Genomic DNA, 20,122 nt, shown 5'->3' on the forward strand with positions numbered 1-20,122 from the left:
GGATGTAGCTCAGTTGGTTAGAGCGCCGGCCTGTCACGCCGGAGGTCGCGGGTTCGAGTCCCGTCATTCGCGCCACCCCTTTTCAAGAGGGGTTCGGAAGGCGCCCTCCCCTCGGTTTACGGACGACCGTCGCGCCCAGGCGCAACGATGCGGATGTAGCTCAGTTGGTTAGAGCGCCGGCCTGTCACGCCGGAGGTCGCGGGTTCGAGTCCCGTCATTCGCGCCACCGTCCGGTGGTTCTTCTCCTCACATCGATAATGCTTTCCGCAACGCCTTGAGTTGCCGACGCTGAACGCCATGTAGCGGACATGACCTCCGCTTACCCGCCGTTCTCCGTCCTCGACCTCGCGCCCGTTCCGCAAGGAACTCCGGTCGGCCAAGCCCTCAACAACAGCCTGGATCTCGCGCGACACGCCGAATCCCTCGGCTTCCATCGCTATTGGCTGGCCGAGCATCACAACATGCCGGGAATCGCGTCAGCCGCGACGGCGGTCGTGATCGGCCACGTGGCCGGTGGGACGAAGACGATTCGGGTCGGTTCGGGCGGCGTCATGCTGCCCAACCACGCGCCGCTGATGGTCGCCGAGCAGTTCGGCACCCTGGCCGCGCTCTATCCGGGCCGCATCGACCTGGGCCTGGGCCGCGCGCCAGGCACCGATCAGGCCACCATGCGAGCGTTGCGCCGCTATGCCGGGGCAGTCGATTCGTTCGCCCAGGACGTCGTCGAGCTGCAGCACTGGTTCAAGCCGGCCGATCCGGACCAGAACATCCGCGCCGTGCCGGGCGAAGGCCAGGACGTGCCGATCTGGCTGCTGGGCTCCTCGACCTGGGGCGCGCAACTGGCCGCGGCGCTAGGCCTGCCCTTCGCCTTCGCCGCCCACTTCGCCCCCGACTCGCTGCTGGACGCCCTCCTCCTCTATCGCCGGCACTTCAAGCCGTCGGAGGTCTTGGACAAGCCCTACGCCATGGTCTGCATCGGAATCTGCGCGGCGGACACCGACCGGGAAGCGACTCGCCTGGCCACCTCGACCCAGCAGCAGTTCCTGGCCCTGCGCCGCGGCCGTCCCGGCCTGCTGCCGCCGCCGGTCGATGACATCCGCGACCATGCCTCGGAAGCCGAGTTGGCGGGCCTGGACCACACCTTCCAGTACTCGGCGATCGGCTCGGCCGAGACCGTCAAGCGCAAGGTCGAGCAGGTGCTGAAGCTGACCGAGGCCGACGAGCTGATGTTCGCCTCGCAGATCTACGACCACGACGCCCGCAAGCGCAGCTACGAGATCCTGGCTGCCTTGAAAGCCTAGTGATCGCGCAGCTGTAGCTGGCGACCGAACGCCTGGCGGCCGGTCAGGCCGCCATAGATGGCGCAGAGCTGGCGGAACACCGCGTCCCAGCCGTGCCGCTCGACGGCGCGGCGACGGGCGGCGGCGCCCACCACGGCCAGGTCACGCGCGAACAGGGCTTCGATCGCTTCGGCGAAAGCGCCGGGTTCGGACCGAGTCGCCAGCTCGCCCACCTCCTGGTCGACCGACTCGGCCACCCCGCCGGCGGCGACGCCGACCACCGGCAAGCCGCAGGCCATGGCCTCCAGCACGATCAGGCCGAACGGCTCGTTGTCGTTGGCGTGGACGAAGGCGTCGCAACTGGCCAACACGCCGGCAAGCTCGGCCGGGTCGCCGACATAGTCCAGGCAGATGGCGCGGTCACTGATCGGCGCACCGCCGCCGGCCCCGACGAACAGCAGCTTGTAGGGCGCGCCCAGCTTCTCGACGGCGCTGACCAGGACTTCCAGCTTCTTCTCGCGGGCCGGACGGCCGGCGAAGACCAGCAGGCGCTCGTCTGGCGCGACGCCCAGGCGCTTGCGCAGACCTTCACGATCGGCGCGGGCGGGGTGGAAGAGTTCGGTATCGACGCCCAGTGGCAGACCGATGGCGTTGTGCACCCCGGCCTCGATCAGACGGCCGGCGATGAATCGGCTGGGGGCCACGGCCTGGTCGAACTGGCGATAGATGGCGGCCCAGCGCTTCTGGACCGGCTTCTCGGCCCATTCGCCGATGTGCAGCGCCGCCAGAGCGCCGAGGTCGGTGTGGCAGAAGCCGACGACCGGCACGCCCAGGGCGTCGCCGGCCCGCAGCGCCGCCAGACCCGGCGTGTAGGGATCGCCCGCCTCGATGAGGTCGGGACGCTGGCGGATCAGGCGGTCCATCCAGGCGGCCTTGACCACGGGCCAGCGATAACCGGCCCCGAACGGCAGCGGCGCGGCATAGATCGAGACCCGCCCTTGCCCGTCATAGGAATCGCGCGCGCCCGGCACCACCAGCGTATGGCGGACCTCCGGACGATTGGCGGCCAGCCAGGCGCGCTTGGAGGCCAGGTACCGACGCACGCCGCCGCTACGCGGGGCATAGAGCATGGTGGTGTCGACGAGGCGGACCGGGCCATCAGTCGGCGGAGCGATTTCGAACTGGAAACCGCGCAGGCCGGCGGGCCGAGTCAGTGTCGTGTCCGTCACGCCGATTCCTCATCGTTACTCCAGGCCCCCCATTCGGCCCTGGATCGATAAAGCTTTTGCGACAGCTAGGGTTCCTCGCCGTTCCCGGACGATTTTAGCGATACGCCGCGTCGTCCGAGAGCCTCTCGCAGCAGCATCTCTACCTGAGCGTTCACGCTGCGCAACTCGGCATCTGCCAGCCGCTCGATGGCGGCCAACACTTCGGGGCGGACGCGCATCAGAAACGCGCGCCGTCCGCCCTTCGTCTCTTTGGGCTCCCCAGCCACGTCAGCCGTACAGCGTGCCGGTGTTGACGACGGGCTGGGCCTCGCGGTCGGCGCACAGCACCACCAGCAGGTTGGAGACCATGGCCGCGCGCCGCTCGTCATCCAGTTCGACGACGCCCCGCTCGGACAGCTGGCTGAGCGCGCTCTCGACCATGTCGACGGCGCCGGCGACGATCGTGCGGCGGGCGGCCAGCACGGCCTCGGCCTGCTGGCGCTTCAGCATCGAGCCGGCGATCTCGGGCGCATAGGCCAGGTGCATCAGGTGAGCCTCGTCGATGGCCACGCCGGCCACGGCGCACCGCAGCTGCAGGTCCTTCTGCAGGCGGTCGCCGACTTCCTCGGCATGGGCGCGCAGGGTCGGCTCGCCCTCCTCCGCATGGTCATAGGCGTAGTGCGAGGCGACCTCGCGCAGGCCGGTCTCGATCTGGATGTGGACGAAGGCGGAATAGTCATCGACGTCGAACAGCGCCTGAGCCGAGTCCCGCACACGCCAGACGATGTTGGCGGCGATCTCGATCGGGTTGCCGCGTTTGTCGTTCACCTTCAGCGTCTCGCTGGTGACGTTGCGCACCCGCAGGCTGATCTTCTTGCGGCCATACCAGAACAGGATCCAGCGCAGGCCGGTCTTGCGGTCGGTGCCGACATACGAGCCGAACAGCGTGATGACGAAGGCCTCGTTCGGCTGCACCGAATAGAAGCCGCTGGAGACCAGCAGGAACAGGAAGATCAACAGCCCGCCGACGATCGGCACGCCTTGCGAGAACGCGAAGACGCCGCCGGCCAACAGGATCGGCAGGGCCAGAAGCGGCAGACCGCCGCCGATGCCCGCATGAGGCCGCTCGGCGGTGGGGTTGATGGTGCGGGTCTCTGTCATGACGCTCCTCCAGCGTTGCGATCAAAATGATATCACTTTGATCGCTGTTATCCAAAGCAAAAGCGCAGCCATACGCACGCCCTCTCCGGCTGGGACCGGGAGAGACCGCGACGAAGGATGATGGGAGGAATGGTGGGCAGTGAGGGGATCGAACCCCCGACCCTCTCGGTGTAAACGAGACGCTCTACCGCTGAGCTAACTGCCCTCTTGGGTCGGCGTGTCTAGCCGGTGCGGAGACATGCGCAAAGCGCAAAACGAAAGAACGGGGCGCCAGCCTCTGACGCCCCGCTCCTCTTAAGCGGAGAAACTGGTTTAGCCGTTCAGCGAGGACTTCAAGCCTTCGCCGACCTGGAAGCGTGCGGTCTTGGACGCGGGGCGGTTCACGGTCTCGCCGGTGCGCGGGTTGCGCGCGGTGCCGGCGGCGCGGGCGACGGCCTTGAAGGTGCCGAAACCGACCAAGCGAACGTCCTGACCCGATTTCAGCGAGTCGGTGACGGCGTCGATGAAGGCTTCCAGAGCGTCCTTGGCCTGGTTCTTGTTGATGCCCGCCTTCTCGGCGATCGCCGTGACGAGTTCGGCTTTTGTGGTCATGTTTTTCTCCCAGCCTGAGCAGCGCCGCTTTTTTGCCTACGGCGCTTGGCTCGGCGGGGATTATGGCGGTTGAAAATGCCTCGTCAAACGAGAGCGGCGCGGGAATCTCCCGCGCCGCCTAAGTTATCAACGATTAGTTGCAGTTAGTGGGTGAGAACGGCGTCAGCGTCGCCGTCATCCTTCTTCGCACCCGCAGCAATCGGCTCGTCAGCCTCGTTCCACTCGACCGGGGTCAAGGGGCCGGTGAGGCCGTGCTTGAGCACCTCGTCCATGGTCGAGACCGGGATGATTTCCAGACCGCTCTTCACGCTCTGGGGCACATCCACCAGGTCCTTCTCGTTCTCCTGCGGGATCAGCACGGTCTTCACGCCGGAGCGCAGGGCCGCGAGCAGCTTCTCCTTCAGGCCGCCGATGGCGGTGACCCGGCCGCGCAGGGTGATCTCGCCAGTCATGGCGATGTCCTTGCGGATCGGGATGCCGGTCAGCACCGAGACGATGGCCAGACCCATGGCCGCGCCGGCGGACGGACCGTCCTTGGGCGTGGCGCCGTCCGGCACGTGGATGTGGACGTCGGTCTTCTCGAACACCGGCGGCTTGATGCCGAACTGCACCGCGCGCGAGCGGACGTAGCTGTTGGCCGCCGCGATCGACTCCTTCATCACCTCCTTGAGGTTGCCGGTGATCTGCATGCGACCCTTGCCCGGCATCTTCACGGCTTCGATGGTCAGGATGTCGCCGCCGAACTCCGTCCAGGCCAGACCGGTGACGATGCCGACCTGGTCGACCTCGTCGGTCTCGCCGTAGCGGTACTTCTTCACACCGGCGTATTTGGCCAGGCGCTCGTCGTCGATGGTGATCGTGGCCAGCTTTTCGCGGGCCAGGTCACGCACCGTCTTGCGCGCCAGGGCGCCCAGTTCCCGCTCCAGCGACCGCACGCCGGCTTCCCGGGTGTAGTAGCGGATCAGGTCGCTGATCGCCTTGTCCGGCACGATGAACTCGGCCGGCTTCAGGCCGTGGTCCTTGGCCAGCTTCGGCAGGATGTGCCGCTTGGCGATCTCCAGCTTCTCATCCTCGGTGTAGCCGGGGATGCGGATGATCTCCATGCGGTCCAGCAGCGGCTGGGGCATGTTCAGGCTGTTGGCCGTCGTGACGAACATCACCTGGCTCAGGTCGTAGTCGACCTCCAGATAGTGATCGCCGAAGGTCGAGTTCTGCGACGGATCGAGCACTTCCAGCAGCGCCGAGGCGGGGTCGCCGCGGTAGTCGCTGCCCATCTTGTCGATCTCGTCCAGCAGAACGAAGGCGTTGGTGGTCTTGGCCTTCTTCATCGACTGGACGACCTTGCCGGGCATCGAGCCGATATAGGTGCGGCGGTGACCGCGGATCTCGGCCTCGTCACGCACGCCGCCGAGGCTCATGCGCACGAACTCGCGGCCCGTGGCCTTGGCCAGCGACTTGCCCAGCGAGGTCTTGCCGACGCCGGGAGGACCGACGAGGCACAGGATCGGGCCCTTCAGCGAGTTGGTCCGGGCCTGGACGGCCAAGTACTCGAGAATCCGTTCCTTGACCTTCTCCAGGCCGTAGTGGTCTTCGTCCAGGATGCCTTCGGCCTCGACCAGGTCGATCTTCTTGGTCTTGGCCTTGCCCCACGGGATCGACAGCAGCCAGTCCAGATAGTTGCGGACCACGGTGCTCTCGGCCGACATCGGGCTCATGTTGCGCAGCTTCTTCAGCTCGCTCTCGGCCTTGGTGCGGGCTTCCTTGGAAAGCTTGGTCTTCTTGATGCGCTTTTCGAGATCGATCAGCTCGTCGCGCGAGTCATCCGGGTCGCCCAGCTCGCGCTGGATCGCCTTCATCTGTTCGTTCAGATAGTACTCGCGCTGGGTCTTCTCCATCTGGCGCTTCACGCGCGAGCGGATCTTCTTCTCGACCTGCAGCACCGAGATCTCACCCTCCATGAGGGCGAAGACCTTTTCCAGGCGCTTCACGACGTCGAAGATTTCCAGCAGGTTCTGCTTGTCGCCGATCTTCACCGACAGGTGGGCGGCGATGCTGTCGGCCAGCTTGCCCGGCTCGGCGATCTGCGGGATCGACGCCAGGGCCTCCGGCGGCACCTTCTTGTTCAGTTTGACGTAGTTTTCGAATTGCTCGACGACCGCGCGCGACAGGGCCTCGGCCTCGGGACCGGCGCCTTCGTCTTCGCTGACTTCGCCGATCTGGGCCTCGTAGAAGGACTCCTGGTCGGTGAACTTCACGACGGCCGCGCGGCCCTTGCCTTCGACCAGCACCTTGACGGTGCCATCGGGCAGCTTCAGCAGCTGGAGGACGGTGGCCAGGACGCCGACATCGAAGATGTCGCCCGGGGCCGGATCATCATCCGCCGAGTTCTTTTGGGTGACCAGCAGGATCTGCTTGTCGCCGCGCATCACTTCCTCGAGGGCGCGCACGGATTTGTCGCGGCCCACGAAGAGCGGCACGACCATGTGCGGGAACACAACGATATCCCGCAGCGGCAAGACAGGAAGCGTACGTAGTTCGGACATGTTCTCAATACTCCCGGCCTTCAGCGCCCCTAGACGCCTTGGCCATGCGGGCCGCCGTAACTTCAGACGATGCGCCTGAGTCGAACGACCCGTCCGCCCGGGACTGAGCGGATGTTCGTTATTTATGTGGACGTTTTACAACAGGGTTCAAGCGTACTCGCCCCACAGCGGCGACAAGTCGCGTCCGACCGGCGAAGCTGGCGCCCTCATGCCCCGGATCGCAAGCGAGAGGGCAGGTTCGCCCAAAGCCTAGACTTTTCGCGAGTTTCGCTCGCTCAAGCTGCCCGTGGCGCCGAAGCCTCACCGGTCGTCCAACAGGTTTACGACCCCGGCTTATCCACGAAAAAGGCGCGCCTTTATCCAAAAAGGCGCGCCTCGATTTCGCGATGAAGCTTGGAGGCTAGGCCGAAGCCGCCCCGCCCTTCTTCTCGGCGTAGATCAGCAGCGGCTGAGCCCGGCCTTCGACGACCTCGGCATTGACCACCACTTCCTCGACGCCCTCGTAGCTGGGCAGCTCGAACATCGTCTCCAGCAGGATGCCTTCCATGATCGAACGCAGGCCGCGCGCGCCGGTCTTGCGCACGATGGCCTTCTTGGCGACGCCGTGCAGGGCGTCCTCCGTGAAGGTCAGGCCGATGTTCTCCATCTCGAACAGGCGCTGGTACTGCTTGACGAAGGCGTTCTTCGGCTCGGTCAGGATCTTGACCAGGGCGGTCTCGTCGAGATCCTCCAGGGTCGCGACCACCGGCAGACGGCCGATGAATTCCGGGATCAGGCCGAAGCGCTGCAGGTCGTCGGGCTCGACGTTCCGCAGGATCTCGCCCGTGCGGCGCTCTTCCGGATCGGTCACTTTCGCGCCGAAGCCGATCGACTTGGCCGCGCCGCGCGCCGAGATGATCTTCTCGAGGCCGGCGAAGGCGCCACCGCAGATGAACAGGATGTTCGTGGTGTCGACCTGCAGGAATTCCTGCTGCGGATGCTTGCGCCCGCCTTGCGGCGGCACGGAGGCGACGGTGCCTTCCATGATCTTCAGCAGGGCCTGCTGCACGCCTTCGCCCGACACGTCGCGGGTGATCGACGGGTTGTCGGACTTGCGGCTGATCTTGTCGATTTCGTCGATATAGACGATGCCGCGTTGAGCGCGCTCGACGTTGTAGTCGGCGGCCTGCAGCAGCTTCAGCACGATGTTCTCGACGTCTTCGCCGACGTAACCGGCTTCGGTTAGCGTCGTGGCGTCGGCCATCGTGAACGGCACGTCGATGATTCGGGCCAGCGTCTGGGCCAGCAGCGTCTTACCCGTACCGGTCGGACCGACCAGCAGGATGTTCGATTTCGCCAGCTCGACGTCGTTGTTCTTCGAGGCGTGGTTCAGGCGCTTGTAGTGATTGTGCACCGCGACCGCGAGCACCTTCTTGGCGTGACCTTGCCCGATTACGTAATCGTCCAGGACTTCGCAGATCTCGCGCGGCGTCGGGACGCCGTCCTTGGACTTCACGAAGGCGATCTTGTGCTCTTCGCGAATGATATCCATGCAGAGCTCGACGCATTCATCGCAAATGAACACCGTCGGTCCCGCGATGAGCTTGCGCACCTCATGTTGGCTCTTTCCGCAGAAAGAACAGTACAGGGTGCTCTTGGTGTCGCCGCTCGCGGCTTTCGTCATGATCGCTTCTCACACTATGGCGGCTTACGGCTTAACGCCGAGACGCCCCTCCGAGCGCACACACCGCCACCGAAGCAGGCAGGATATACGCCGGGAGTTGTCTAATCCTTGACATTCCCCGATCCGGGCTAGGTTCACAAGCCTTGGCGGCGCCTTTCAAGCCTCAAACGCCTAAACCGTCCGGATCGCGTCATGACCTCGTCATCTAATTTGGGCGATTGGCGCGCCGGTGCAAGCGTCGAGCGCGTTGGGGCCTTACCGCCGCCAGTGTAACCCCGTATGACGAAGCCAGGAATCGTAATGGTCGAGCGCGCCGGGCGCGCTCATTGGGAAGGTCGATGGCGAAGCGTTCGTTGATGTCGATGGGTCTGAGCGCGTCGCGTCCGATGACGGGCGAGATGGGCCACGAGCCCGCGCTCGTCGCCTTCGACTTCGATGGCACCCTCACCGTCCGGGACAGCTTCAACGCCTTCCTGAAGTGGCGCGCGGGTCGTCGGTGGACGCGTGGCGTCATCCGCCTGACCCCGTCGCTGATCGCCTATGTGTTCGATCGCAACCGCGCGAAACTCAAGGCGGCCGCTGTTCGCGAGTTCCTCCGGGGCTCCACCGTCGAGCAGATCGAGAACGACGCCCGGGCCTTCGCCCAGGCCCATGCCCCATCCCTGCTGCGCCCCGACGCCCTGGCCGTCTGGCGGTCCTGGCGGGCCAAGGGCGCCAAGCTCGTCATCGTCACCGCCTCGCCCGAGATCACCGTCGCCCCGTTCGCGCGCGGCCTGGGCGCCGACATGCTGATCGGCACCCGCCTGATGACCAACGACGACGGCCGCATCCTGGGCGGCCTCGACGGGAACAACTGCCGAGCCAAGGAAAAGGTGGCGCGCCTGCGCGAGGTCTTCGGCCCCGACGTGCACCTGACGGCCGCCTATGGCGACACCTCCGGCGACACCGAGATGCTGGCGATCGCCGACGAGAAGGGCTACCGCGTCTTCCGAGGCAGGCCCGCGACCTGAGCGGATTTGCCGCAGCCCGCTAGACAACAAAAAAGCCGCCGATCCTAAAGATCGGCGGCTTTGTCGTTTCAGCGAAGCTTTCGCCTTATTCGGCGCCGGCCTCGGCCGCGTCGCGGGTGTCGTAGACGTGGTCGACCAGGCCCCAGGCCTTGGCTTCGTCGGCGCTCATGAAGTGGTCGCGGTCGAGGGTCTTTTCGACTTCCTCATAGGTGCGGCCGGTGTGCTTGACGTAGATCTCGTTCAGGCGGCGCTTGGTCTTGATGATGTCCTCGGCGTGGCGCTCGATGTCCGAGGCCTGGCCGCGGAAGCCGCCCGAGGGTTGGTGCACCATGATGCGGGCGTTCGGCAGCGCGATGCGCTGGCCCGGCGCGCCGGCTTGCAGCAGCAGCGAACCCATCGAGGCGGCCATGCCCATGCACACCGTCGAGACCGGGCTCTTGATGTATTGCATGGTGTCGTAGATCGCGAGGCCCGACGTCACCACGCCGCCCGGCGAGTTGATGTACATGGCGATCTCTTTCTTGGGGTTCTCCGACTCCAGGAACAGCAGCTGGGCGCAGATCAGGCTGGCCATGCCGTCTTCCACCGGACCGGTCAGGAAGATGATCCGCTCCTTCAGCAGGCGCGAGAAGATGTCGAACGCGCGCTCGCCGCGGCTGGTCTGCTCAACCACCATCGGAACCAGGTTCATGGCCGTCGCCATCGGATCGTACATCATCGGGATCACCCTTCGTCGTGTGTCTTTGGCGCTTGCTTCTGGCTGACCCGAAAACGAATCAGCCCCCGCGCGCCGTCGCTATCGCATATCGCGTGGCGCTTAACAGGTTGCAAGGAGCCGGCGGTTTCGAGGCGGCATGAAAAAAGGCGCGGCCCTCGCGGACCGCGCCTCATTCATTCGATGCTCAGCAAGCCTTAGCCGCCGTAGCCTTCCGGCAGGTCGTCTTCTTCCAGGAGTTCGTCCTTGGAGACTTCCTTTTCCTCGACCTTGGCCTTGTTGAAGATCAGGTCGACGACCTTGTCTTCGTAGATCGGGGCGCGCAGGGCGGCCTGCAGGTCGGCGCGCTGGCGGTACATGTCGAACACCTGCTGGGCTTGCGCGCCGTACTGGCGAGCTTCGCGCATGATGGCGTCGGTCAGTTCCTGGTCGGTGACGACCACGTCGTTCTTGCGGCCGATCTCGGCGAGCACCAGACCCAGGCGCACGCGGCGCTCGGCGATCTTCTTGTACTCGTCCTGCAGCTGCTCTTCGGTCTTGTCGGCGTCTTCCGGCGGCAGGCCGCCACGGGCCTTGTCGGCCTCGACCTGTTGCCAGATGCCGGCGAACTCGGCGTCGACCATGCGCGGCGGCAGGGCGAAGTCGTGCTTGGTGTCCAGGACGTCCAGCAGGGCGCGCTTCAGCTTGAAGCGCGAGCTGTTCTCGTAGCGGCTGCCCAGGTTCGAGCGCAGCAGGTCCTTCAGGGCGGCCAGGTCCGACAGACCCAGGCGCTTGGCCAGCTCGTCGTCGGCCTTGCCGTCGACCGGAGCGCGGACTTCGGTGACCTTGGTGGCGAACTCGGCGTCCTTACCGGCCAGTTCGGCGGCTTGGTACTCTTCCGGGAACTTCACCTTCACGACGATCTCGTCGCCCGGCTTGGCGCCGACCAGTTGCTCTTCGAAGCCCGGGATGAATTGGCCCGAACCCAGGACCAGCTCGGCGCCTTCGGCCTTGCCGCCGGCGAACTCGACGCCGTCGATCGTGCCGACGAAGTCGATCAGCAGTTGGTCGCCGTCCTTGGCCTTCAGGCTCTTGCCCGTGCGCGGCTCATAGGTGCGCGCTTGCTTCGACAGCTCTTCCAGAGCTTCGTCGACTTCCTCGTCGCCGACCTTGTAGACCGGCTTGACCAGCTCGATGGTGGTCGGGTCGATCGGCTCGAAGTCCGGCATCACTTCAACGGCCAGGTCGAACGCCAGGTCGACGCCGCCGTCCAGGACCTTGTCCATGTCCGAGGTCGGGTTCAGCTCGGGCTGACCGGCCGGACGCAGCTTGTTGTCTTCCAGGACCTTGGTGGTGGTCTCGTTGAGCGCCTGCTCGATGACTTCGCCCATCAGGCCCTTGCCGTACAGGCGACGAACGTGGGCGGCCGGCACCTTGCCCGGACGGAAGCCCTTGACGTTCATTTGCGGCGCGACTTCGGCGATCCGGGCTTCCAGACGCGTGGTCAGTTCGCTGGCGGGAACCGTGACGCTAAAAACGCGGCTGAGGCCTTCGTTCGACTTTTCAACGATCTGCATCGACATTCTTATTTTCTCGGGTCCGGGGCGCCGCGCGCTCGAACTCCGCCCTGGGGGTCCAAAAGATCGACGCCGCCCGCGAGAGCCGGGGGCGGCGAAAGACCGCCCTTATGTCACGACGTGCGCGAGCATCCAAGAGCGGCGGCGACAAAACTCATCCAGGCCTGGAGGCCCGGTGAGAATGGTGGTGCGGATGAGAGGACTCGAACCTCCACGCCTCTCGGCGCCAGAACCTAAATCTGGTGCGTCTACCAGTTTCGCCACATCCGCGTGGGAGCGGGCTTACGGATTTGGACCGGGCCGCGCAAGCCCGTAGAGCTGCGCCAGTACGGCGGGCGCCAGACCCGGCAGGTCCTCGGCGATCAGACCGGGGCCGTGGCGGGCGCCGCACTCGGCGTGGATCCAGGCCCCGGCGCAGGCGGCCTCGAAGCTGTCCATGCCTTGCGCGATAAGGCCGCCGATGAAGCCGGCCAGCACATCGCCCGAGCCGGCGGTGGCCAGCCAGGGCGTTCCGTTCAGCGAAACGGCCGCCCGACCGTCGGGCGCGGCGACCACTGTGTCGGGGCCTTTCAGCAGCACGACGGTCCCTGCCCGCTTGGCCGCCTCGCGCGTCGCGGCGATCCGCTCCGGCGACCGCGCCAGCAGACCGGGGAAGATTCGCTCGAACTCGCCCGGATGCGGGGTCAGGACGTCGTCGCGGTCCAGGCAGGCGAACAGGGACTCGACGTCGTGGCGGAAGCTGGTCAGGGCGTCGGCATCGACGACCAGGGCCGCGCCGGTCTGGGCCAGGGCCTGCAGGTTCAGCGCCGTCGCCTCCCCCACCCCGGCCGCCGGGCCGATGATCACCGCGTCGGCCGTCTCGGCGGCGACGGCCAGGTCGGCCTCGGCCCCGAACGGCGCCAGCATGATCGCCTCCAGGTGAGCAGCGTTGACCGCCAGCGCGCCCGGCGGCGACAGCACCGTCACCGCGCCGGCTCCTATACGCAGACCCCCGCGCGCGGCCAGCCGCGCCGCGCCGGTGCTCCACATCTCGCCGCTGACCACCTTCAGCCGGCCTCGCGTGTGCTTGTGAGCGTCCAGCGCTGGCCAGGGGAAGCGCTTGCCCCAGAGCTCGGGGGCGTTCTCGAACAGCTCGGCCGAGCCGACGGACGACAAGCCGATGTCGGCCACCAGGACATCGCCGCAGGCCTTGCGGCCTTCGATCAGCACGTGAGCTGGCTTGCGGCGATGGAAGGTGATGGTCAGGTCGGCGCGGAAAGATGCGTCGCCCAGCGGCTTGCCGGTGTCGCCGTGGACGCCCGACGGGATATCGACCGAGACGATGGTCAGCGACGGTTCGCGGCTGGCTCGCGCAAGCTTGGCGACGTCACCCTCGAGCGAGCGCGACAGACCCGCGCCGAACAGCGCGTCGATATAGAGTGTGTCCGGCGCCAGTTCGGTCGATAGCGTCCGCGTCTCGCCCGTCCAAAGCCCGGCGGCCCAGCGGCAAGCTTCGGAGGACGGCGGATGGGCCGCCTCGACCACGACCGGCCAGCCGCACTCGCTCAGGTGGCGCGCGGCGACATAGCCGTCGCCGCCGTTGTCGCCGGGACCGCACCAGATCACCACTGGACGCTGGGCGTAGCGGGCGCGGACCGCCTGGGCCACCGCCTTGCCGGCGCGCTCCATCAGCACCGTAGTCGGCGTACCACGTTCAACGGCGGCGCGGTCGGCCGCGGCCATCTGGGCGACGGTCAGGATCTCTCGCGCCACGCTACTCTTCCCTCAAAGCACTTGGCTCTGAGCTTCGCGCCCTTTCGCCACCAGGATCAAGCGGTCGCCGTCGATCTCGAACACCGTGCGCGAGCAGTGGTCGGGTCGGAAGGCCATGACCTCGGCCTGGCCGGTGGCGACGCCGATCGCCGCGTTGAGGGCGACGAAGTGGCTGAACACCGCCGCGCCCGGATAGTCGCGCAGCGCGGCGGCCACGCCCTGCGTCCACGCGACATAGTCGAGATCGCCCTGGATCTCGTCCCAGCGCCCCTCGAAGGCTCGCTTCAGCCAGGCGGGGCGTTCCTCGTGGCTCAACGCCGCCGGGGTCGGAATCTCGCCCACGCGGGGATCGATGATCAGTTCAACGCCCAGCGCCTTGGCCAGCGGCTCGGCGGTCTCGCGGCAGCGGCGCAAGGGCGAGGACACCACGCGGATCGGCGGCTCCGGCAGCGCCAGGATCGCCTCGGCGACGGCGGCGGCCTGGGTGTGGCCGATCATGTCGAGGCCAGGGTCTTCGTCATCTCCGCCCCAGGTGGCGGCGGGCTTTCCGTGGCGGATCACGTGAACGATGGTCATGCCTCAATCCGGTGTGAAGAGGTTGCGGACACCATCCGGATGCGGGCCGACCGTACCGGTGCGGCCCACGCCTTCGCGGCTCTCCAGATCGCGCAGCACTTCCGGATCGTCCGGCGTCTGCGCCACGAAGCGGCGGTCTTGGCTGTCGCGACCGATGACGATGCCCATCCGAACACCCTCGCGGCCGTGGACGACGGTGTAGGTCTCGATCGTCGCCCTGCCCTCCGGTCGCTCGACGATCTGCGGATGCGGCAAGGCGTCGATCTGAGCCTGGATCACCGACGGCGGCTGGCGCTCCCATTTCCCTTCGAAAGGCTTTGTCGAATAGACGCCCACCGATTGTTTGGTCAGGAACCAGCCATTTGCGGTCGACAGGCCGTAGGCGCCAGGCCGCTCGCGCAGCTTGCCGACCATCTCGGCGATGGCGTGCAGGGCGTAGTTGTTCCCCGGCCCACCGAAATACGGCAGGCCGCCGGTGATGGTCAGGCCGCGTGGATCGTCCAGCGCCAGGCCGATCTCCTCGGCCCCGATCCGCACCGCGGACGGGAAGCAGGAATAGAGGTCGACGACGTCAAGGTCCTCGACGCCGATCCCGGCCATCTCCAGGGCCCGCTCGCCGGTCAGGCGCATGGCGGGACTGGAGTGATAGTCCTGACGCTCCAGCGGATACCAAAGGTCGCAGGCGTCGGCGCAGCCGTGCAGGAAGACCCACCTGTCCTCCGGCACGCCCAGCTCGCGGGCCTTGGCGACGCTGGCGATCAGGACGGCGGCCGACTGGTCCACCTCCATGATGGCGTTCAGGTACTTCGGGTACGGATAGCCGACCATCCGGTTACGGTCGGTCACCGTGACCAGCTCCTGCGCCGAGCGCTCGACCGGGAACCAGGCATGGGAGTTGGCGGCGGCGACCTTCGTGAACGGCGCGAAGAACTCGCCCAGCTGCTTCTGGTGATCGGCCAGAGACCGCCCGTCCCGCGCCCGCAGCGCGTTCTCGAACAAAGGATAGGTGTTCACCGGATAGCCCAGGCCGTGCGCGCCCTCCTGCTTCGTCACGCCGGGACGTGGGTCGCCGATCCGCTGTGGCGTGCTGGTCAGGTCGTCGCCCCAGCCCTCGAACCCCAGGCCGCCCTTCATCCGCTTCATCAGCGAGCCCAGGAACTCGGCCCCGGTCACCAGGGCGAACTCCGACTCGCCCCTGGCGATCCGTTCGCAGACGACATTGACCGCCTGCTGGGGGCTGTTGCCGCCCGTCTCGGTGTAGACGCTCCAGGCCGGAGACGCCGAAACCGCCCGGGCCAACGAGGCGGGCGGATCGGCCAGCCTGGGCAGCGGCAGCTTCGAAAGCCCGCCCGGCGCGTCGATGCTGAACGCCACGACCGCCAAAGCGTCGAGTTCGGCAAGAACCGCCCCTTTCAGCCCGGCATCCAGCACCGCTCTTTCCGCCGCAACTTTCAGCAATTCCAGCGGAGATGGTGAATTTCCCGCCTCGCCGCGATACGTGAATTGGCCCGCGCCGATCAGAACCGGTGTGTCGTCGCGCATTTCCGCCCCCATTCAAACGATCGTTGGGCGCGATCGTAGGCGCGAAACAGCACGTCGCAAGGCCATTTGGCGGCGTTTCCAGAAATGTATATTTCCAAGGCGCCAGGCGCCTAAAATTCGGACACATGCCCGTGCGACAACCAAACGGTCATAAATGTCGGCGGCGCTCGCTTGCGGCGCTCCGGCGAGCGTGATGGTTGCCCGCTCAGTGAAGGCGGTTAGCCGCCGACGGGCCCGGAACTGGAACCGATGAAGAAGATCGAAGCCATCATCAAGCCGTTCAAGCTGGATGAGGTGAAGGAGGCCCTGCAGGACATGGGCGTCCAGGGCATGACCGTCCTCGAAGCCAAGGGCTATGGCCGTCAGAAGGGCCACACCGAGCTGTATCGCGGCGCCGAGTACGTCGTGGACTTCCTCCCTAAGATCAAGGTCGAGGTCGTCGTCGAGGACAGCCAGCTGGAGCCGGCTCTGGAAGCCATCACCCGCGCCGCCCGCACGGGCCGGATCGGCGATGGCAAGATTTTCGTCTCGGAGATCGCGGAAGTGATCCGCATCCGAACCGGAGAAAACGGCCCGGCCGCCGTCTAACCGGCCAAACCGTCAACACGCTTAAGCGCTCAAGACAGGGGATACTGAATGAGCACCGCCAAGGACATCCTGAACCTGATCAAGGAAAAGGACGTAAAGTACGTCGACGTCCGCTTCACCGACGTGCGCGGCAAGCTGCAGCACGTCACGTTCGACATCGACCTGGTCGATGACGACTTCCTGAACGACGGCACCATGTTCGACGGCTCGTCGATCGCCGGCTGGAAGGCCATCAACGAGTCGGACATGAAGCTGCGTCCGGACCTGTCGACCGCCATTATCGACCCGTTCTACCAGCAGACCACGCTGGCCCTGTTCTGTGACGTCGTGAACCCGGACGACGGCACCCCCTACAACCGCGACCCGCGCTCGATCGCCAAGGCCGCGTTCAACTACGTCAAGTCGGCTGGCGTGGGCGACACCGTCTACTTCGGCCCGGAAGCCGAGTTCTTCATCTTCGACGACGTCCGCTGGTCGACCGCGCCGAACAACACCGGCTACTCGTATGACTCGAGCGAACTGCCGAGCAACTCGGGCAAGGAATATCCGGAAGGCAACATGGGCCACCGCCCTGGCCCGAAGGGCGGCTACTTCCCGGTGAACCCGGTCGACTCGGCCCAGGACCTGCGCGGCGAAATGCTGGCCGTCATGGGCGAGCTGGGCATGAAGCCGGAAAAGCACCACCACGAGGTGGCCCCGGCCCAGCACGAACTCGGCCTGAAGTTCGACACCATGGTCGTCATGGCTGACCGGATGCAGCTCTACAAGTATGTCATCCACAACGTCGCCGCGGCCTACGGCAAGACGGCCACCTTCATGGCCAAGCCGATGTTCGCCGACAACGGCTCGGGCATGCACGTGCACCAGTCGATCTGGCAGGACGGCAAGCCGCTGTTCGCCGGTGACAAGTACGCCGGCCTGTCGCAGGACTGCCTGTACTACATCGGCGGCATCATCAAGCACGCCAAGGCCATCAACGCGTTCTCGAACTCGACGACGAACTCGTACAAGCGCCTGGTGCCCGGCTACGAAGCCCCGGTGAAGCTGGCCTACAGCTCGCGCAACCGCTCGGCCTCGATCCGCATCCCGCACGTCGACTCGCCGAAGGCCAAGCGTCTGGAAGCTCGCTTCCCCGATCCGATGGGCAACCCCTATCTGACCTTCGTCGCCCTGCTGATGGCCGGCCTGGACGGCATCATCAACAAGATCGACCCGGGCGCGCCGGCCGACAAGAACCTGTACGACCTGCCCCCGCGCGAGCAGAAGAAGATCCCGGAAGTCTGCGGCTCGCTGCGCGAAGCCCTGGAAGCCCTGGACAAGGACCGCGCCTTCCTGAAGGCCGGCGGCGTCATGGATGACGACTTCATCGACAGCTACATCGAGCTGAAGATGGAAGAAGTGATGCGTCTGCAACTGCACCCGCACCCGGTCGAATTCGACATGTACTACAAGTGCTGATCGCGTAAGCAATCAGACGACGAAGGGCCGGGGAGCGATCTCCGGCCCTTTTTCGTTGCGCCGCAAGGTAAGCGCCGCGTCGTAAGTAGAATAGATTATTACTTACTGGGCGCCGCCTGAACAAAAATGTCGCAACTTCGCAACAGAACCGACGTAATCGCCCCAAACGGGCCGGTTTCGCGCGTTCCGAGATATCCCAACAGCCTCGGATGAGCCTATCGCAGCGCAATAGAAGCGCCGTTAACGCCCCAGTTGAGAGTCGGCGGGCGGCGTGCTCATCACAGGATGTCTCCATGCACCCCACCCGCTCCTTCCGCCGCGCCCTGACGGTGTCGTGCGGCCTGACCGCCCTCGTGGCCTCGCTGGCCGCTGGCTCGGCCGCCATGGCCCAGGAAACCCAAGTCGGCGAAGTCGTCGTCACCGCCCAGAAGCGCAGTGAAAACCTGCAGGACGTGCCGGTCTCGGTCGCCGCCATCGCCGGCGAGCGCCTGCAGTCGGCCTTCGCCTCGGGCGAAGACATCCTGACCCTGTCGGGCAAGGCCCCGGGCCTGTACGCCGAGTCCTCGAACGGCCGCGCCGCGCCGCGCTTCTACATCCGCGGCCTGGGCAACGCCGACTTCGATCTGGCCGCCTCGCAGCCGGTGTCGATCATCCAGGACGACGTCGTGCTCGAGAACGTCGTGCTGAAGAGCTCGCCGATCTATGACCTCGACCACGTCGAAGTCCTGCGCGGCCCGCAAGGCACGCTGTTCGGCCGCAACACCACGGCCGGCATCGTCAAGTTCGACACCGTCAAGCCGAGCGAAGAGGTCAAGGGCCGCGCGACGGCGACCTACGGCACCTTCAACACCTTCACCTTCGACGGCGGCGTCGGCGGCGCCATCGTCCCGGGCAAGGTCGCGGCCCGCGCCTCGGTGCTTTACCAGCACCGCGACGACTGGATCGACAACACCTTCACCAAGAAGAACAACGCCCTGGGCGGCTTCGACGAAAAGGCCGCGCGCCTGCAGGTGCTGGTCACGCCGAACGACAAGCTGAGCGCCCTGTTCAACGTCCACGCCCGTGACCTGGACGGCACCGCCGCCGTGTTCCGCGCCAACGTGCTGACCAAGGGCTCCAACAAGCTCAACGGCAACTACGACCGTGACTCGGTCGCCTACGACAACACCGCCAACAACCCGCAGAAGTACAAGGGCTACGGCGGCTCGGCGAACATCACCTACGACCTTGACGGCGCGAAGCTGACCTCGATCACCGCCTATGAGAACACCCACGGCTACAGCCTGGGCGACATCGACGGCGGCAATCCGGGCGGTCCGGGCTTCATCCCGTTCCAGTCGAGCACCCAGGACGGCATCAAGAACCTGTTCCAGTGGACGCAGGAAGTCCGCCTGGCCAGCGACACCGACGGCCCGCTGAGCTGGCAGGTTGGCGGCTACTACTTCGACACCAAGTACGACATCCGCACCGACCCGTTCTTCATGCCGGCCACCACCCTGCGCCAGAAGAACAAGGCCTGGGCGGCCTTCGGTCAGGCCTCGTACAAGGTCAACGACCAGCTGACCCTGACGGGCGGCCTGCGTTACACCGACGACGACAAGGACCTGAACGTCGTGTCGGGCCCGAACGCGGCTCCGGCCGTCTCGGTCTCGGACTCGAAGGTCACCTGGGACCTGTCGGCGTTCTACACGCTGCAAGACAACGTCAGCGTCTACGCCAAGGTCGCCTCGGGCTTCCGGGGTCCGTCGATCCAGGGCCGCGACATCGCCTTCGGTTCGCCGGCCTCGTCGGCCAAGTCCGAAACGATCATGTCCTATGAGCTGGGCCTGAAGAGCGAGCTGTTCGAGCGTCGCGTCCGTCTGAACGGCGCGATCTTCACCTACACCATCGACGATCCGCAGTTCAGCGCGGTCGGCGGCGGCAGCAACTCCAACCGCCTGATCAACGCCAAGAAGGGCGAAGCCTACGGCCTGGAACTGGACAGCGAGTTCGTGGTCACCCCGAACTTCGTCGTCACGGCCGGCTATAGCTACGCCCACACCAAGATCAAGGACAGTACGCTGGCCGTCGCGCCCTGCGCCGCCTGCACCGTGACCGACACGCTGAACGGCGCCGGCTTGGCCCTGGTCAACGGTAACCCGTTCCCGAACGCGCCGAAGTACACCTTCGACTTCACGGCCCGCTATTCGTACCCGCTGGCCACCGGCGAGCTGTTCGTCTTCACCGACTGGAAGATGCAGGGCTACACGAACCTGTTCCTCTACCAGTCGAAGGAGTTCTACACGAAGGGCGACTTCGAAGGCGGCCTGAAGGTCGGTTACGCCAACAAGGACGCTGGTTGGGAGCTGGCGGCCTTCGCCCGCAACATCACCAACGAGAGCAACATCAAGGGCGCGATCGACTTCAACAACCTGACCGCCTTCGTCAACGAACCGCGCGTCTTCGGCGTCTCGCTGAACGCCAGCTTCTAAGACCTTCG

General features: G+C 65.9%; 15 protein-coding genes and 3 tRNA genes. 6 read left to right on the forward strand and 12 right to left on the reverse strand.

What is annotated here, in order from left to right; genetic code table 11:
- The first annotated feature begins 149 nt into the window (after positions 1-149).
- Both AC07YH_RS14095 and AC07YH_RS14100 read left to right on the forward strand, forming a co-directional pair.
- A tRNA-Asp gene (locus AC07YH_RS14095) sits at positions 150-226 on the forward strand.
- Positions 227-308: 82 nt separating this feature from the next.
- Entirely contained in the window at positions 309-1,301 is a 993-nt protein-coding gene (locus tag AC07YH_RS14100; RefSeq protein WP_494747604.1) for an LLM class flavin-dependent oxidoreductase, read from the forward strand.
- On the opposite strand, the gene AC07YH_RS14105 is transcribed toward AC07YH_RS14100, so the two are convergent.
- The 6 genes from AC07YH_RS14105 to clpX all read right to left on the reverse strand — a co-directional run bounded on the left by AC07YH_RS14105 (position 1,298) and on the right by clpX (position 8,446).
- Positions 1,298-2,509 carry a glycosyltransferase family 4 protein gene (locus AC07YH_RS14105; RefSeq protein ID WP_494747605.1) on the reverse strand — a complete coding sequence of 404 codons (1,212 nt, stop codon included), beginning with the start codon at positions 2,507-2,509 and terminating at the stop codon, positions 1,298-1,300. The two genes, AC07YH_RS14100 and AC07YH_RS14105, sit on opposite strands and share 4 nt — an antisense overlap.
- 267 nt (positions 2,510-2,776) lie before the next feature.
- A complete protein-coding gene (locus tag AC07YH_RS14110; protein ID WP_494747606.1) occupies positions 2,777-3,649 on the reverse strand; it encodes an SPFH domain-containing protein in 873 nt (290 codons plus the stop codon).
- 130 nt (positions 3,650-3,779) lie between these two features.
- Positions 3,780-3,854 (reverse strand) — tRNA-Val (locus tag AC07YH_RS14115).
- Between the two features lie 107 nt (positions 3,855-3,961).
- Positions 3,962-4,240 carry an HU family DNA-binding protein gene (locus AC07YH_RS14120; RefSeq protein ID WP_172271492.1) on the reverse strand — a complete coding sequence of 93 codons (279 nt, stop codon included), beginning with the start codon at positions 4,238-4,240 and terminating at the stop codon, positions 3,962-3,964.
- A 143-nt stretch (positions 4,241-4,383) separates the two neighbouring features.
- The gene (gene lon, locus AC07YH_RS14125; protein WP_494747607.1) at positions 4,384-6,783 is read right to left on the reverse strand and encodes an endopeptidase La; all 2,400 of its coding nucleotides are present in this window, start codon (positions 6,781-6,783) and stop codon (positions 4,384-4,386) included.
- Between the two features lie 400 nt (positions 6,784-7,183).
- Positions 7,184-8,446 (reverse strand): ATP-dependent Clp protease ATP-binding subunit ClpX, encoded by a 1,263-nt coding sequence (clpX, locus tag AC07YH_RS14130; RefSeq protein ID WP_494747608.1) that lies wholly within the window; start codon positions 8,444-8,446, stop codon positions 7,184-7,186.
- Positions 8,447-8,784: 338 nt separating this feature from the next.
- On the opposite strand from clpX, the gene AC07YH_RS14135 reads away from it, so the two are divergent.
- On the forward strand, positions 8,785-9,456 hold the full coding sequence (locus AC07YH_RS14135) for an HAD-IB family hydrolase (RefSeq protein ID WP_494747609.1): 672 nt from the start codon (positions 8,785-8,787) through the stop codon (positions 9,454-9,456).
- 85 nt (positions 9,457-9,541) lie between these two features.
- Here AC07YH_RS14135 and AC07YH_RS14140 read toward each other — a convergent pair whose 3' ends face one another.
- From AC07YH_RS14140 to AC07YH_RS14165, 6 genes are all read right to left on the reverse strand, one after another.
- Positions 9,542-10,183 (reverse strand): ATP-dependent Clp protease proteolytic subunit, encoded by a 642-nt coding sequence (locus AC07YH_RS14140; protein WP_494616701.1) that lies wholly within the window; start codon positions 10,181-10,183, stop codon positions 9,542-9,544.
- Between the two features lie 185 nt (positions 10,184-10,368).
- Positions 10,369-11,727 carry a trigger factor gene (gene tig, locus AC07YH_RS14145; RefSeq protein WP_494747610.1) on the reverse strand — a complete coding sequence of 453 codons (1,359 nt, stop codon included), beginning with the start codon at positions 11,725-11,727 and terminating at the stop codon, positions 10,369-10,371.
- 185 nt (positions 11,728-11,912) lie between these two features.
- Positions 11,913-11,997, reverse strand: a tRNA-Leu gene (locus AC07YH_RS14150).
- A gap of 12 nt (positions 11,998-12,009) precedes the next feature.
- Positions 12,010-13,479 carry an NAD(P)H-hydrate dehydratase gene (locus tag AC07YH_RS14155; protein WP_494747611.1) on the reverse strand — a complete coding sequence of 490 codons (1,470 nt, stop codon included), beginning with the start codon at positions 13,477-13,479 and terminating at the stop codon, positions 12,010-12,012.
- A 12-nt stretch (positions 13,480-13,491) separates the two neighbouring features.
- Positions 13,492-14,055 carry a histidine phosphatase family protein gene (locus AC07YH_RS14160; RefSeq protein WP_494747612.1) on the reverse strand — a complete coding sequence of 188 codons (564 nt, stop codon included), beginning with the start codon at positions 14,053-14,055 and terminating at the stop codon, positions 13,492-13,494.
- Between the two features lie 3 nt (positions 14,056-14,058).
- On the reverse strand, positions 14,059-15,609 hold the full coding sequence (locus AC07YH_RS14165; RefSeq protein WP_494747613.1) for an acetyl-CoA acetyltransferase: 1,551 nt from the start codon (positions 15,607-15,609) through the stop codon (positions 14,059-14,061).
- Between the two features lie 237 nt (positions 15,610-15,846).
- Between AC07YH_RS14165 and AC07YH_RS14170 the strand changes: the two genes are divergently transcribed.
- The 3 genes from AC07YH_RS14170 (at position 15,847) to AC07YH_RS14180 (ending at position 20,114) form a co-directional block, all read left to right on the forward strand.
- The gene (locus AC07YH_RS14170) at positions 15,847-16,185 is read left to right on the forward strand and encodes a P-II family nitrogen regulator (protein ID WP_099535744.1); all 339 of its coding nucleotides are present in this window, start codon (positions 15,847-15,849) and stop codon (positions 16,183-16,185) included.
- A gap of 48 nt (positions 16,186-16,233) precedes the next feature.
- Positions 16,234-17,643 carry a type I glutamate--ammonia ligase gene (gene glnA / locus AC07YH_RS14175; RefSeq protein WP_494747614.1) on the forward strand — a complete coding sequence of 470 codons (1,410 nt, stop codon included), beginning with the start codon at positions 16,234-16,236 and terminating at the stop codon, positions 17,641-17,643.
- Positions 17,644-17,936: 293 nt separating this feature from the next.
- Positions 17,937-20,114 carry a TonB-dependent receptor gene (locus AC07YH_RS14180; protein ID WP_494747615.1) on the forward strand — a complete coding sequence of 726 codons (2,178 nt, stop codon included), beginning with the start codon at positions 17,937-17,939 and terminating at the stop codon, positions 20,112-20,114.
- The last annotated feature ends 8 nt before the right edge of the window (positions 20,115-20,122 follow it).

It is taken from the genome of Caulobacter sp. GW456-12-1-14-TSB4 (assembly GCF_059424195.1).